8 protein-coding genes are annotated in these 15,426 nt (G+C 66.7%); 4 read left to right on the top strand and 4 right to left on the bottom strand.

What is annotated here, in order from left to right; translation table 11 throughout:
* Window positions 1-96: 96 nt before the first annotated feature.
* From OG225_RS40545 to mobF, 4 genes are all read right to left on the bottom strand, one after another.
* A complete protein-coding gene (locus OG225_RS40545) occupies window positions 97-399 on the bottom strand; it encodes a hypothetical protein (RefSeq protein ID WP_331758299.1) in 303 nt (100 codons plus the stop codon).
* 168 nt (window positions 400-567) lie between these two features.
* Window positions 568-3,162, bottom strand: a complete 2,595-nt coding sequence (locus tag OG225_RS40540; protein ID WP_331758296.1) for a LuxR C-terminal-related transcriptional regulator — start codon at window positions 3,160-3,162, stop codon at window positions 568-570.
* Between the two features lie 151 nt (window positions 3,163-3,313).
* A complete protein-coding gene (locus tag OG225_RS40535) occupies window positions 3,314-3,553 on the bottom strand; it encodes a hypothetical protein (protein WP_405183626.1) in 240 nt (79 codons plus the stop codon).
* Between the two features lie 147 nt (window positions 3,554-3,700).
* Entirely contained in the window at window positions 3,701-9,907 is a 6,207-nt protein-coding gene (gene mobF / locus OG225_RS40530; RefSeq protein WP_405183625.1) for a MobF family relaxase, read from the bottom strand.
* A 397-nt stretch (window positions 9,908-10,304) separates the two neighbouring features.
* Between mobF and OG225_RS40525 the strand changes: the two genes are divergently transcribed.
* From OG225_RS40525 to OG225_RS40510, 4 genes are read left to right on the top strand one after another with little or no spacing between them, the layout of a single operon-like run.
* Complete coding sequence (locus OG225_RS40525) at window positions 10,305-11,066, top strand: TnsA-like heteromeric transposase endonuclease subunit (RefSeq protein ID WP_331764093.1); 762 nt, start codon at window positions 10,305-10,307, stop codon at window positions 11,064-11,066.
* Complete coding sequence (locus OG225_RS40520; RefSeq protein WP_331758849.1) at window positions 11,066-13,099, top strand: Mu transposase C-terminal domain-containing protein; 2,034 nt, start codon at window positions 11,066-11,068, stop codon at window positions 13,097-13,099. Before OG225_RS40525 ends, OG225_RS40520 begins: the two co-directional genes overlap by 1 nt.
* On the top strand, window positions 13,096-14,211 hold the full coding sequence (locus OG225_RS40515; RefSeq protein WP_331758288.1) for an ATP-binding protein: 1,116 nt from the start codon (window positions 13,096-13,098) through the stop codon (window positions 14,209-14,211). Before OG225_RS40520 ends, OG225_RS40515 begins: the two co-directional genes overlap by 4 nt.
* Window positions 14,208-15,335: a TniQ family protein gene (locus OG225_RS40510; protein WP_331758286.1), complete on the top strand. Its 1,128-nt coding sequence runs from the start codon at window positions 14,208-14,210 to the stop codon at window positions 15,333-15,335. The genes OG225_RS40515 and OG225_RS40510 overlap by 4 nt, the downstream gene beginning before the upstream one ends.
* Window positions 15,336-15,426: the final 91 nt, after the last annotated feature.

The following is a 15,426-nucleotide window of genomic DNA, read 5'->3' as shown; positions in this document are numbered from 1 at the left end:
AATACGCCGCAGAGTGGAGGCGTCGGAGGGATGTTCTGATTGGGAAAAAATACATCCATGGGGGTAACCTCGTTTCTTTCTGATACCAATAGACCGCTATGGTCGGGAGTAAGTGATGTCGCTGATTCGGCGCCATGCCGATACGGCGACCAAGAATCCGGCGATTTTGGGGCCTTTGGCGAAGATGCCCGCGTGTTCGCGCACCTTGCTTTCTGCCCAGACCCCGACGAACTTCTCACTGGTGCCCGAGACTCCGGCGTTGTCTTGGCTGTCGCCTTTGACGCCGTTCCAGGTCGTGCTTTTGCCGTGGACGCCGACTGCGGTGCTGCTGGTGCCGGTGATGCCGTCTTCGTTGTCGGAGTTGCCGAATGAATGTCCCATGTCTTCCTCGCCTGGCATCCAACGATGTTTGCTTCAACTGTCTCGAGCGGTCGTTCCTAGACAGTTTCGGACCGACGCGGACGGGCCGTGCGAGTATGTCGACACTCGAAATCGGAGGCCGCCACCACGACACCTACTCGATGCGCGACGACGACCGTTTCTTCCTGGTCATGGATGGGTGGGCGTCTACTCGCTGTGGAGGCCGAGCAGCGCGGCGAACTCGTGGCGGCCGGCGACACCGAGTTTCCTGCTGACCCGGTAGAGATGCCCTTCGACGGTGCGCGGTGACAGCGTCAACCGCGCGGCGATCTCCCGGTTGGTCAGGCCCTGGGCCGCCAGGGTGATTATCTCGCGTTCACGCTGCGAGAGCGGTAGCGGATTGGCCACCAACAACAGTGCCGGGCTGCGTGCGCCGCCGCACGCGGCGGCCAGCCGCAGAGCCCGCGCCGCGGCGAGGTTCGCCGAACCACGCCGGCCGTGGCGAGTAAACGAGTCCGCGGCATGCGAGGCGGCATCCGCGGCGCAGAGTCGGTCTCCCATGTCTTCGAATGCTGCCGCAGCGGCGTTCAGCGCGGCAGCGTCATCAGCGGCCAGGGCTGCGGCGTGTGCGGCTGCGGCACGGGCTCTGGGGCCCCGCACATGGGTGGCCAACTCGGCCAGTTCCGCTGCGACGGTCCGGTCCCCGAACCGGGCGGCGGTGTGTAACGCGATGACCGTGTGCATGTGCTGGCCCAGCCGCCGCGCGATCGCAGCGGCACAGTGTGCGCAGGCGATGGCCGCGCTGACATTGCCCTCGGCTGCGGCAACCCAGGCGTCGGCGAGGTGTTCGAACGGTTCATGGAACGCAGTGGTGGGATTGGGGTGACGCCGGGTTCGGGCTTGGCTGACGTGCGCAGCGTCCAGATTGCCGAGGATTGCCATGCACGGCGTCAAGGCTGTCAAGGCACCGCGGTACGCGCCACCGCCGGAACGGCCCAGCGGTGCCAATCGTCGGCACTCCTGCTCCAATTCACGCTGGGCGGTCTCGAGGTCCCCGCACGCGAGCCGAGTGATGCCTACCAGGTATCCACCCTGCGCATAGGGCGAGTCCGCGACCGACTCCCGATACTGCACGGCCGCTGCGGCGGCGCGATCGAGGTAACCGGCCCAGACGAGACCACTGACATACGTGACGGTCAACGGCGCCCGGAAGTTCGCGAACTCGGCGACTCGTTCGCTGGCGATCGTTCCTCGGGTCATGTGGTCGGCCAGCTCGTCCCGGCCGGTGGTCGCCGCCCACATGACCATGGCCACCGACGCCAGTAGTATCGCCGCGTCGTCGGCGGTGGGTGAGGCCAGGATCTCGGTTGCGACGTCCCGTCCCGCCTCCTGTGCGCCGCTCGAGGTGTCGATCATCGCGTGCAGGGCACGCAGAGTGTCGCGCGGGCCCGGCGCCGAGACCCGGGCGGTTTCCTGGTCCAGGATCGCGCGGGCCCGGTCGGGGTAACCGAGCATGTAGGCCAGATTCGTCGCTCGTGTCACGGTGGCCCGCACGAACTGGTCGTCGTCAACGGCGAGTTCGGTCAACATGGCGAGCTCGGTGTCGGTATTCTCGGGCCGGCCCGACCACAGCGCCGCAAAGGCCACGATCGCTTGCGCGGGGAATCCACCGCCGTCGGCGGTGGCCGCGCGGCCGAGGCGTTCGGCGAGCCGGAAATCGGACAACGCCAGCGCCCGTTCACCGACCTGCACGAACAGTGCCACGTCGGCGGCGAGATCGGACTCGAGAAGCAGGATCGCGCGGCGCTCCGGTGCGTCGATGTGCCAGGAACCCTTGTCCGCCAACGCCGTCGCGATCTCGCCTCGCAATCGTCGTGCACGTAATACGCCCATCCCGGCGCGGCGGACCTCTCCGAACAGCGGGTGAGCCAGCCGCACGTTGCACGGGATTTGGCCGGACTCGATCGTCACGACCGCGCAGTCCTCGGCTTGTTCCACCGCGCCGGGCTCGACCGCGTCGTCGACCAGTCCGACCGGAAGTGGCTCACTCAATGCCAGCACATCGATCACCGCGCGCACCTGCTGCGGAAGCGTCAGGATCCGGGAATTGACCATGTCGGTCAGCAAAGGTGGCACTTCGACCACCTCAGCAGACCGCCACACACCCGCGTCCCAGCGAAGTGAGCCCGGGACGACGAGTTGACGCAGAAACAGCGCATTGCCTCGACTGAGCTGCCACAACCGCCGCATCGTGGCAGCCTCCACATGACCACCGAGCGCGGCCGCCACCAGAACCTCGGTTTCGCGTCGCGACAACGGCTGGATCTCGAGCCGTTCGAGATGCTCTTCCTTCCAAACCGCCGCGATCGCGTCCGGAACCCGCTCACCGGTGCGCACCGTCACCACCACCGTCGCACGTTCCTGCAGCACGAGATGATTCACCACCAGCGCCGACAGATCGTCGAGCAAATGCGCGTCGTCGACAGCGACTACGACCCGGCCGGGCTCACCCACGATCCGATCCACGACCCGGCGCACCAACGTGCGCGGATCACCGGTCTCGGGGACGAACTGCGCGAACGTGCCCAGCGGCACCGCTCGCGCGCATTCGGTCGCGGTGACCCACCACACCCGTGCGCCTCGACGCCTCTGTAACTCGCCCGCTTCGCGCGCAAGACGAGTTTTTCCTACCCCCGCGGCGCCTGCGAGCACGACCCCACCGGACCTGTCACGCCGCTGCATCGCCGCGTCGATGACCGCCAGCTCCTCCGCGCGGCCTATCAGCGGCCACTCGTGCCTCACAGTCACAGATGCTACAAACCCCGTCTCGGTCCTGTGCGGAAACAGCCTGCGCGCTCAGGCATTGCGGCCAATACCTCGATGCGCGCTCACGAGGTCCGCAACGTCGGCAACCGCACGAGAATGACCCGACCCACCGCGCGCCACAGCACCGCTAAACCGTGTCCACACCGGGCCCGGTCTCGTCGCCGGCCGGTTCGGCCGACAAGTCGATCAGGGCGGCGAGTTTCGTCTCGGCCAACCGAAGTACGCCTTCCAGCGACTCGGGCTCGACCCCGACATACTCGCAAATCAGCGCGGAGTCCATCCCGCCCTCACGCAGACGCAACGCCAGCGAGTAAGGCAATGGCAACAGACGCATGGCCTGCTCGCGGTCGCTCAGCTCATCGGACACATCCCGATTGTGTGTCGGGTCGCAGTTCGTTCGATCGAGTAGTTCGCTACCCCACCGCGCTGCGGTCCTGGGTCCACTGGTTCGTTCTCCGAATGGGTGGATCTGTCCGAGGCACGGTACTTCGGTGCGAACCTTACCCCTTCGGTGTCACAGGTCGATCCCGTAGTCGATGGTTGGATCGGGTTGTTGCCGTGGGGTCGGATCAGTGTCGAGGGCTGGTTGGTCGGTGCGCACGGTCGGCCGGGTCGGGACGTCTCGAATGTCGAGGTCTCGGCGTCGGTCTTGTTCTGTGTGCAGGAGGGTGAGCTGTTCTGTGAGGGCGCTGAGGTCTGTCGCGGGTTGGACCGTGCGGGACTGAGGCGCCGGAACAGCGTCCGGGCGGATGCTGGGTTTGGCCAGGATCGCGTCCCACTGGTCGGCGGGTCCGGCGAAGAATTCGGCGTGGCGGCGGGCGCCGTGTTGTTCGCCGCGTGCACGGTCGAGTTCGACGAGTAGTGCCTGTTTGGTGGTGCGTAGCGCCGTCAGCGTGGCATCGATGTCTTTCTGCTGTTTGCGTCGTGCGCCGACTCGCTCGGTTCGTGCGGCAGCCATTTGTCCTGATACGTCTCGGACTCGCGCCGTAATGGCGTCGACTTCGGCGGTGGTGGCGCGGGCGTGGTTGATGGCGTCGATCGCGGCGATGTCGTTATTGCGCTGCTCTTGTGTCGGCGGCTGCGAGGGCGCGGAGACAGCGGCGTCGATCGCGCGGAGCGAGGCGATGTGCTGTGTCAGTTCGATGATCTCGCGGGCCAGTTCGGCATCGGTGAGCTGCTGCGGTGTCGGCTCCACGGGGGATGCCGGTTCGTCGGCGACGGCGGGATGGGAGTCGGCCTCGGCTCTCGCGGACAGGTCGTGGTCTTCTACCCATTGTCTGATGATCAATCGGGCACTGAGTGGCGCTCGGTGGAAGTCTCTGCGCAGGAGAGCGATCGCGGCTGCGGGTGTACGGGTTTCGGTGATGAAAGCGCAGCGGGCTTCGAGGTAGTGCGCGGGGTCGTGCGGTGGGATGCCTGGCTCGCCTTGTTCGCGGCAGTCCGAGCACAGTCCGTCGGGGTGATCCATGCGCCGCGTGTTCGGATTGAAGCGGGCTCGGTCCTGCACCGGCAGATCGAGTTCACAAGCCACGCACGGAAAGTTGCGGGCACTCGTGTCGGTGTAGTCGGGGCCTTCGCCGCTGCCATATACCGGATCGCGGTGGGTACGTTCGTCGCCCGCAGGATGGATGACGTCGTCGAGAACGAAGGTGCGGTCTATACCTGCGGGGCGGATGGTGTCATCGTGGTCGGTTCCGAGTATCTGGCGGTGCCGGTCGGTGGCGGCTCGTCCGCGTTGCCGTTGTTCGTCGCGGTCGCGGATCTGGGTGCGGTCGCGGCGTCGCTGGTTGTCGCGGGGCGGTTCCCACCGCGGGCCTTGTTCACGTCGGTATAGGCCGGGGTCGGTGTCGGGAATGCAGGCCACGATGATCGGTTTCAGGCTGTCATCGACAGTGGCGGCGTGTAGGAGCCGTGCCTTTGCGACAGGAAAGGCGTACTGGCGCAGGGTTTTGGCGACGCGGCGGATGATGCTGCGGTCGGACTCGGTCAGCGGTAGCGCCGTCAACAGTTCATAGGCTTGGTCGGGATTGCCAGCGGCGAATCGGGTGGCGACCTCTCGGATCTGCGCGGCGATCGCGGCGTATTCGTTGTTCTGGCCGGTGTCTCGGGTGTCGGGCTCGTCGTCTGTTGCGGTGGGATCGGTGTCGGAATCCCCGGTGGCGTTCGTGGGCTCGGCCATGGTGTGCTCCGCTGCGGTGGTGAGGAATTCGGCGACGTCTTCGGGGACCGGGTCCTCTTCCGGTTCGAACGCGGGATCCGGCGGTGGTTCGTCGGAGTCGTCGGGGGAGTAGGTGGGGCGATGGTGTGCGATGGCGTCAATCCGCCAAGCCAACGCGGTGGCGAGTTGATCGGGGCGGAGCCGGTCGCGGTCGGATCCGCGGCCGTCGAGTAGCAGGTCACCGGCCAGGGTGAGAAGTTCCAGCGCCGTCCATGGACGCTGCTCGGTGTCGTGTCCATCGTCGGCAGCCGTGGTGGTGAGGGCGTGTTCGACGGCGGCGACGACCGAGGTCCAGGCGGGGTCGGCGAGGATCCTGGCGGCTGTCTCCTCGCCGAGGGCGGCGACGACATCGGGGGTCCACGGCGGCCGTAGTCCACCGTCGGGACCGCTGGTGCTGGAAAGGGCACCGGGGTCGAGGTCCAGGCGCGACCACAGTGCGGCGGCGGGCATGTCGTCGGGCAGCGGTCGTCGGCCGGCGGCTTCGGTGAGCAGGGCAGTGACGTCGATTCCGGCGCGGTGGGCGGTGTCGAGCCGCTCGGCAAGGATCGGCCAGAACGGGTCATCGGTGATTCGCTCGTCGAGTTCCTTCACCACAGCCGCCCAGTGTGTGGCCGCGAGGTTGGCGTCACCGATGGCTTCGTTGGCGAGCAGCGCGAGCCGATGGTGGTAGCGATGTTCGGCCACGGTGTGACGGGCGGGCCCGGCCGGGCGCAGGTCCTGGGACGCTACCCGGGTGGCGGCACGCCACACCAGCAGATCGGCGAGGAGCTCAGGGGCAGAGCCGACCAACGGTCGTGCCCACACCGGCGCAGTGGAGACTGTGAAACCCGCTGCGGTATCGCGGAGTTTATGGGCGAGGTCGGTGACGATGCGGGCGTGCGCGGCCAGGTAGTCGCCGAACTCGGGATGTTCGGCGAGTCCGGCGGGGATCCCTGGGAGCCACGGCAGTGGGCCAGGGGTGCTGGAATGGTGGCCGGTGGTGTCCAATCGCCAGTCCAGCACTGCGGCGATGTTGTGCGCGGTGGACAGTTCACGCCCTGTGGCGGCCGCGCGTAGCGCGGAGATGGGGTTACGTCCGGACAGGGCGAGGGTGGCGAGGTTTTGGCGCAGTACCGGCCATCCCGCACCGGAGGTCAACGTCGGCAGCAGGGCTTCTGCGTCGGCATCCAACCGGGCCATCGCGTCGGGTCCCAGCGCCTGCACGGTCGCTACCCCGAGCGACTCGAGGTAGACATCGACGGCGCGTCCCATGCGTTGCAGGGGGTCGAGAGCTTCGCGGAGTTCGGTGTGCGCGGATGCGGTCGTTTCGGTGCGGCCAAGGATCGCGACGAGGATGTCGGTGGCGGTGCGCGGTAGCACGGCGCGTTCGGTCCAGAACGATTCCTCGGGAGTGCCGTCCAGGGCGGTGGTGACGTACAGGTGATTGGCGAGGCGCCCGCGGGTGAGGGCGACGTAGAGCTGGTAGCGGTTCTCTGTTCCGGTGAGCACGGTGTGGCTGGTATCGACGGTGACGCCTTGGACGGAGCCGATGGTGGCCGCGTAACCGAGTCGGGTGTGGGCGACGACGTAGTCGGCGGGCAGGTACACCGATTCACCGTGCCGTCGGCGCGGGAGTTGCCGGACCGCGGTGATCGAGCCGTCGGGATGGACCGCGGTGACCGTCCACTGGTAGCCGTTGCGCACGAAATCGTCCTCACCGACCGGCAAGCGCCGGTCGTTGAGCGTGGTACGGATCGTGTCACCGACCGAAGCGCGTTGATCGTTGGCCAGTTCGACCTCGGGCCCCGGGTTCTCGAGACCGGAGAGCCGGTAGTCACGGGCGAGGGTATTGAGCTCGTCGACCACGACGTGGGTGGCGGCCAGCATGATGCTCTCACGCCCGCCGGTGTGGTCGGCGATCCAAGCGTGGAAGGCCCCGTCGACAACCGAGGCGGGACTGCCGACATGGATCCGATCGCGATCCAGGTAGAAACCCAACCCGGCCGGATCGCCCTCACGCACGGCGAGACTGGCGGTGGCCTCGGCCTTTTCGTTGAAGCGCACGACGTGGGTCAGAGTCAACGCGTCGAGGCCGGCGACGTGGATCATGTCGCGTGCCGCGCCGCCCGCGTCGATGGCTTGCAGTTGCCACTGGTCGCCCAGCAGGCGCACGGTGGCACCGCGATCGAGCAGGAAGATCAGGATCCGTAAACGGGATAGGTCGGGGATCTGGACGTGTTCGTCGATGATGACCAGGGTGGTGTCGTCGATGTCGAGGATCCATTGCGGCAACGGGGGTGGGGGTGCGTCGGAGTCGAAGATCACCGACTCGAGGGTGGGTGTGTGGCTGTCGATCACGTGCAGGAGTTTGTCGACGGTGTTGACCGGCGCGGAGATCTCCGCGCTCAACTCCCCGGCCGCTTTCGCCGTCGGCGCCAGCCCGCACACCCTGCCACCGGACGCGAGCCATGCGCTCGCCAGAACCATCATCGCGGTCGTTTTGCCGGTTCCGGCGGGGGCATCGGTGATCTGGATACCGCGACCCGAGGTCGCGAACGCCCGCACGACGGCTTCTTGCCCCTCGTTGAGCTGACGGTCACGGTGATCGGGATGGAGGTTGTAGGCCGCGATCGCCGCCTCGACGACCGGTGTCGGCACCGCTCGGCCGCGGGATTCGGTGATCATCGAGATCAGTTGCGCCTCGGTGGAAAGTGTCTCCACCGAGGTGTAGAGCTGACTACCGGCGGTGGTGAACACGCTCATCCCGTTCGCGCGACGCAACGCCTGCGGCGGTGTACGCAGCGCCGGTTCGGCGCGCCGGTCCGGGTCACCGCGGGCGACAGACCTGGTCGGCGCGAGTGCTTCGGCGACGAGCGCGTCGACGACCCGTGCCCAGTCCGGCGGTGGGACCCGGCCACGGATGACACGTTCGGCTTCGCTGCGCACATGGGTCGCCTGCCACACCGATCGTTCACCGGCGATCGTGGCGAGCACCTGATCGGCTTGCGCGGTGATCCAACGTTCGTCGATGTGCGGGCGTGACACTCGAATCGGTTCCAGGACTCGAGTAACCATCGCCGTGACCGCCTCGAGGCTTCCCAAGACCTCGATGGCCTGTTCGAGCCAGGTGGCGCGCTGCTCGGCCAGTGAGCGGGGAGCGTGTTTGCGCGGGCGGGTCTCCAAGGTCGCCCGCTGCATCAGCCCGTACATTTCTCGGGTGGTCGGATCGCGGCCGAGTTCGCGTTGGAACCGCACGGTCAGTTCCCCCAAACGCGCGGTAATGCGCGCGTCACGGCGGGAGAAGTATTCGATCAACGCCAGGTCCAGGCCGATGATCTCGCGGATCGGGCGTTTGCTCGGGTCGGTGCCCGGCCGGGGCGCGAATCCGAGGCCGAGCTTCGTCTCGAGGTGATGTTCGAGGCGGGTGTTGTAGATCTCGCTGGCGGTGACAACGGACTTGTAGAACATCGTCCCGTCCAGGGTGCGCCACTGACCGTCCTCGATGGCGCGCACCCGGTTGGCGACGACGATGTGGGTGTGGAAATCGGGGTCGCCGCTGCGGGAGTCGCGGTGTTCGAAACTGGTGGCGATCAGCCCCTCGGCATCGACCTGACGCACCCCGTGCCGCCCGAGCCGGGTGTAGGTGGCGTTGGCTTCGAGGTAGTCGATCGCGTCCTGGACCGCCGCACGCTGCGCCTGTTCGATCACCTCCGAAACCTGGCGTGGTGCTAGCGCCCACAGCACCGACACACTTTTGGGCGGGGAGAAACACCATCCGTACCCGGCGACAGCGGTCGTGCGCTGGCGGCTGTTGCGTGCCACCCACCCCGACAGTTCGCGTTCGTTGAACGGGTCCCGTCCCAGTTCGTATCGGAACATGCCACGTGCGACCGCGGTGCGGATCCGCGCTCGGACTTCCTCAGGCAAAGGGTCGGTGGCCGCGAGGCCGTGGGCGGTGTTGTACTCGGAGAACGCACGCGCACACTGCTGACGAAACGGGTTGTCGGCGTTGTGGACCTGGAACGGGCGACCGAGCCGGGATGCTTTGGCCGCAGCGCGTTCCGCGTTTGCGCGGGTGGCGCCGAGCGCGACCTCGAGGGCGACGATCTCGCCGGTGATCGCCGCGGCCTGGGGATGCATTCCCAATCCGAACAGCGCGTGCATCTGTTCTTCGGTGACGATGTCGCCGGCGTTCACACGGGAGGCATCGACTTCACGGACCGGGTACCGATCGCGGTCCGGATCGAGCGGCGGGGCAGGGTGCTTCTTGACCTCGTTGTCGGTTGCTGGGGCTTCGGGTTGCTGTTCGGGATCGACGCTGCGGTCTCGATAGGTGACAGTGAGTCCGGGCAGCCCTGAGCCGAGCCATGTTCCAGGTGTTTCACCGCGTGCGGAGTAGTAGTCGGCCAGCGCCGAGTGCCCCCGCTCGGAGGAATCGTGGGCTGCGACTTGCCGGGTGAAGTACTCATAGCCATCGCCTGCGGTGACCTTGTGCAGGGTCGCCGTCACCACTCCATCTGACAACCCGAACATGCTCGGCGCCAGCGAACTTACCGATGCAGCTTGTACAGATGCGCGCCAGCATCAGTAGTTTGTCATCGTTTCGTTATCCCGGGTGCAAGAGGTCTGCACGTAACCAGAGGAAAAACGAAAGGCGGCGCGATGATGAGGCGGCACGTGTCCGTTACAGTTTTAGTTGGCGAAGTCCAGATGTAGTTGGCGAGTGAGTGGCGAAGTCCAGGTTTTGTTGGCGAGCAGAGTACGCGAAGTGATCGGCTGACCGGTACAGGAGTCGGTGCGATTTTCGGTCCACCGCGTCGCTTCGCTTCGCCGACCGGAGGTCGGCGGTGTTCGGAGGTTCGTGGGCGAGCTGGGTGGTACGCGTTGCGCTGTGCTGCTGGGTGGTTGAGAATCACAGCCCGTGACGTCGGCGGGGCTGAACGTGGTTGAAGGGGGCGCGCGATACGCGCTGTCGGTGTTCGAGTTGTCCTACTCGGCCGATGCGGTCGGCGAGGTGCGGGTTCCGTTGGCGGAGGCGTGGTCGCTGCGGTTGGAATCGCTGCGGCCGGTGCGTCGGTTCCGTTCTTATCGGGGCCAGAGGCATTTATCTGGTCAGTGGTGGTCGGCAACGACGGGGCGGCACGTGGGGTTCGAGTCCTGGCTGGAACGTGACCAGCTGGTGGCGCTGGACTTCGACCCGGCGGTGGTGGGTATTGCCTCGCAACCGTTCTGGCTGTTCTGGTCGGCCGAGGAACCGGCTCCTCGGCCGCGGTCACACGCCCCGGACTATTTTGTCCGCAAGGTCGACGGGACCGGGGTGGTGATCGACTGTCGACCGGTGGATCGGCGCGGGCCGCGTGACTTGGCGGCGTTCGAATCGACTCGCCGTGCTTGCGAGCTCGTCGGGTGGGAGTATCGGCTGTTGGGTGCCCCGGACCCGATCGTCACCGCGAACCTTCGATGGCTGAGCGGGTATCGGCATCCTCGTCATCGGATCTCCGAGATCGCCGAGCGACTTCGTGCTGCGTTCGCTGATCCGCTGACACTGATGGACGGCGCGACGGCGGTGGGGGATCGCATCGCGGTGTTGCCGGTGCTCTTTCATCTGATCTGGCAACACGAACTGAACGCAGACCTTTCCCTGCCGCTGCGCGGGGAGACGATCGTGACGGCGATGCGATGATGGCCCAGAGGGATTCGGTGCTCCGGGTCGGTGACTGGATAGTGTTCGACAACACCGAGCATCAAGTAGTCGCTGTGAGCGGGACCTCGGTCCGGCTGCGGGCCGGTGACGGCGTCGAGACCGTCGTGCTCGCCGCCTATCTGATGGGTTCGGCGGACTTCGAAGTCGTCGGATCCGAACCGCGGCAGCCGATGACACCATTCGGGATCCTGGACTCGCTACCCGAATCGGCCCTGGCTACGGCCCGTGAGTGGGAACAACACATCATCGAGATCACCACCGGCGTCGCGCCGGACGGGGCTCGCCGCGCGACCTACGATCCGCTGACGCGGACACAGCATGAGCGGGACACGGCAAAGGCGGCCGAGCTGACCGACGCGGGTCGGCGGGTCGGTGTCCGGACACTCCAGCGGCTGCGCGCCAACTATGCAGAGCAAGGACTCTGGGGACTGGTCGACCAACGGGTGCTGCGCGAGTCGACGGCGGTCGGTCGGGTCGATGAGCGAGTCGTCACTGCGGTCCGCCGAGAGTTGGACGCGCAGACCGGTGCTTCGACAGGCACGCGGTCGCGGGTGATCCGGCGGGTGAGCAAGGCTCTGGAGGAAGAGCACGGTCCAGACGTGGTCCCGTTGCCGGGCCGCAGCACCTTCTATGCGTTGATCGAGGCGTTATCGACGGGGCGGCACAGCTTCGCCTCGGCGGTGACGCGGCGGCAGGCAGCGAATCGTCCGGCGCGGCCGTTTACTCCGACGTTGGCGGCTCGGCCTGGTGAGCAGATCCAGATCGATTCGACACCGCTGGATGTGATGGTGGTGTTGGAGCCCGGGGTCCTCTCGCGCGCGGACCTGACGATCGCGGTCGACGTCGCGACCCGCACGATCTGCGCGGCGGTGCTGCGACCGGTCGGAACGAAGGCGGTCGATGCGGCGCTGCTGCTGGCGCGGATGCTGGTTCCCGAGCCGATGCGACCGGGATGGTCGGCGACGTTGGCGATGTCGGCGTCACGGCTGCCCCACGATCGGCTGATGTCGGTCGATGAGCGGATGGCGCGCGCGGCAGCCAAGCCGGTGATCGTGGCGGACACGATCACGATCGACGGCGGGAACGTCTTCATCTCCGAGACTTTCACCCGGGCCTGCGAACGCTTGGGCATCTCGATCCAGCGCGCACGCAAACGCACCCCGACCGACAAGGCGATCGTCGAAGCGACGTTCGGATCGATCAACACTCTGTGGTGTCAGCACCTGCCCGGTTATACCGGCGCCAACACCAGCCGCCGCGGGGAACGCGTCGACGAGCAGGCGGTCTGGACGATCCCGGAGTTGCAGGAATTGCTGGACGAATGGGTGATCGCGGGCTGGCAGCCGCGCCCGCACGACAGCCTGCGGGATCCGGACTTCCCGCGCAGAGCGTTGTCGCCCAACGACGCCTATGCGGCGATGGTCGCGGCGGCGGGCTATCTGCCGGTGATGCTGACCGGGCTCGATTACCTCGAGTTGCTGCCGGTGACCTGGCGGGCGATCAACGACTACGGCATCCGCCTCGACTACCGCACCTACGACGCGAAAGCGCTGGAGCCACACCGACGTCAGCCCTCGGGCAACGCCGCGAAGAGGGATCTCTGGGAGGTGCACTACGACCCCTACGATCTGTCGCAGGTGTTCGTCCGCACCCCCAACGGCTGGGTCACCGCCGAGTGGACGCACAAGCCGATGGTGAGTGCACCGTTCGCTGACTTCACCTGGCGCGAAGCTCGCCGACTGCTCGCCCAACGCGGCGTCGACGACACCGACGAGACCAACATCGCTCGCGCCCTCGATGATCTGCTGACCCGCAGCGAGAACGGACCGGTTCGGCCGAACGAGCGCGCCGGCCGCAGAGCCGCTGCCCGCGGCAGGGTCGCTGCCGCGACACATCGCCCACCGACATCCGATGCTGAACCGGTCGAACCGACCTCGATCGAATCTGTTGAGGCGACGGTGATCCCGTTCGGGATTTTCGACGCCGCCACTGAAGCCGAGAAGTGGAGATGACGAGCAGAACCCGCAAACCGGTCCGCCGACGCGAGTCCGCCTACACCCCGGCGTCGTCCGCGAAGACCATCACTGCGATCCCGCCTGACAGCCCGTTGACGACCAAGGAAGGATGGGGCCGTTTCGTCGGGCACACCCCCGCGCCGCCACCGTTGCTCACTGCCGCGCAACTGCTGGGCATGACACCGCAGGATCGCGCCGCACACGAGGACCGATTGTTGGACTACCACGCGGATCTCCCGTTGGTGAACACTCCGACGATCCAGGAAGTGATCTCGGCGGGACGGCTGCTGGTCCAACTCAACCGCCGTCAGATCTCGGCCCGACGCGGGATGGTGATCAGCGGCATGTCGGGAACCGGCAAGACCACCGCGCTCACTCAACTCGGACGCGCACACGAAATCGCGGTCCGCCGACGCTATCCCGGCCAAGGTGAGCGGTTGCCGATCATCTACGTCACCGTTCCACCGGCGGCCACACCGCGGATGCTGGCCGTCGAGTTCGCGCGCTTCCTCGGCCTGGACTTCCCGACCCGCGCCAACGTCACCGACATCACCGATGCCGTCTGCTCGGTCGCCGCGCACACTCACGTCGACCTGGTCCTGGTCGACGAGATCCACAACATCTCCCTGACCAGCCGCTCCGGCGCGGAAGCCTCCGATCAACTCAAATATTTCGCCGAACGACTTCCGGCGACGTTCATCTACGCCGGGGTCGAAGTCGAAGCACAAGGATTGTTCGCCGGTCCCCGCGGCCGTCAGATCGCTGGGCGGTTCACCGTCGTCCCGGCCACGTCGTTCGCCTACGGCACCGCCGAGCAACGCACGCAATGGCAAGCCCTGGTCGCGGCGGTCGAGTCGACGCTGCGGTTGCGCGACCACATCCCGGGAACGCTGGCCTCGATGGCCGAGCAGCTCTACCGCCGCAGCGGTGGCATGATCGGCAGCCTTTCCCAAATCATCCGCGGCGCAGCGATCCTCGCGATCGAGGACGGCACCGAGAAGATCACCAGCAACCTGCTCGACCTGGTCCCGGTCGACTACGCCGCACAACGCAGCAACCTACCGATCGCGGCATCGACATCGAGGACGTCTGCGGCAGCGCCCCGGTGAGGCGCGCGCTTCCGCGGCGCCTGCCGCGCACCGCCGCCCCCGCCCATCATGAGATCGTCGCCTCCTACCTGGCGCGCTTGGCTGCGCTGAACCACCTCGACGGCGACGAACTCTGGAAAAGCGTGAGCGTTCCCGGCCCGACAGCGGCCCGGCGGATCGTGACCGCCGAACGAATGTCGGCACTGACCGGCCGACCAGCCGAGCATCTGGCGGGAGCATTGCCCGAGCTTCGGGCCACCGCGGAGCACTGGCCGCTGTTTCGGCATCGTCCGCAACCGGGCTGCCCACGCTGCGACGCACGCCACCCGGGCGGACCGGTCTGGCGGATCCTGCCGCATCATCGCTACGTCTGCACCCGGCACCACTATTGGATCGGCCCACCCGACAACGACAGTCACGGTCCCTCGCTGCGGGGAAACCGGGAGGTGATCGCGGCCCAGCGCAAACACCTGCGCCTCGTCCAACACTTCGGCCCGGGCGCGACCTACGACGCCGTGCTGACCGCCTTCATGATCTGCGCCCATCGATGGGAAATATTCCGCCCCACCAGCGGACTACACCGGCAACAACAGATCTGGAGAGAACGCAGCTTCCAGTTCATGCCCGCGGGCGCTGAACTGTCGAGTTTCACCGCGTCGAAACTATTCGCCTGCCTCTATCCCGAAGCGGTCGATCTCGCCCCGCTGATCGCCGCGCCCCGCTGGCGACAATTCGCCGCAAGCGGCGGGGACCAACTCACGCGGTTCGTTGCCGAGGTTCGTCGGAGACTGCGTGACCACGACTACCAGCCACAGGCAGAACAAGACGCCATTGCGCACTGGATCGCGACCGACTGCTGGCGACCACCGACCACGCCGCCGAACACCTTCGCCACCGCACGAGGAAACCGCAAACCCAGCCAGGTCGGACGAATGAAACTACCCAGCGCAGAACGGACCATCCGATCCGCGGCATGGTTCGCGCTGAAAGACCGCCGCGGGATGGGTGACGCCGTCCTGCACCACGTCACACTTCGCCCCGTGATCATCCGAGAATGGTCACCCGACATGCAGGAGTTCCGCGGCGCGATTTGGAACAGCCAACGAACTGACAAGCGGTTCAGGCAGCCACAATCCGCCAACTAGACCTGGACACCACCATCAAACATCGTCCAGACCAAGATGGCGAACCGCAGCTCACGAGCAACTCGCACACCAACAAAACTCGGAACGGACA

It is taken from the genome of Nocardia sp. NBC_01377 (genome assembly GCF_045040005.1).
Lineage (GTDB): Bacteria > Actinomycetota > Actinomycetes > Mycobacteriales > Mycobacteriaceae > Nocardia > Nocardia noduli.
The sequence above is the reverse complement of the archived record's forward strand: the minus strand, read 5'-3'. Positions and strand labels throughout refer to the sequence as shown.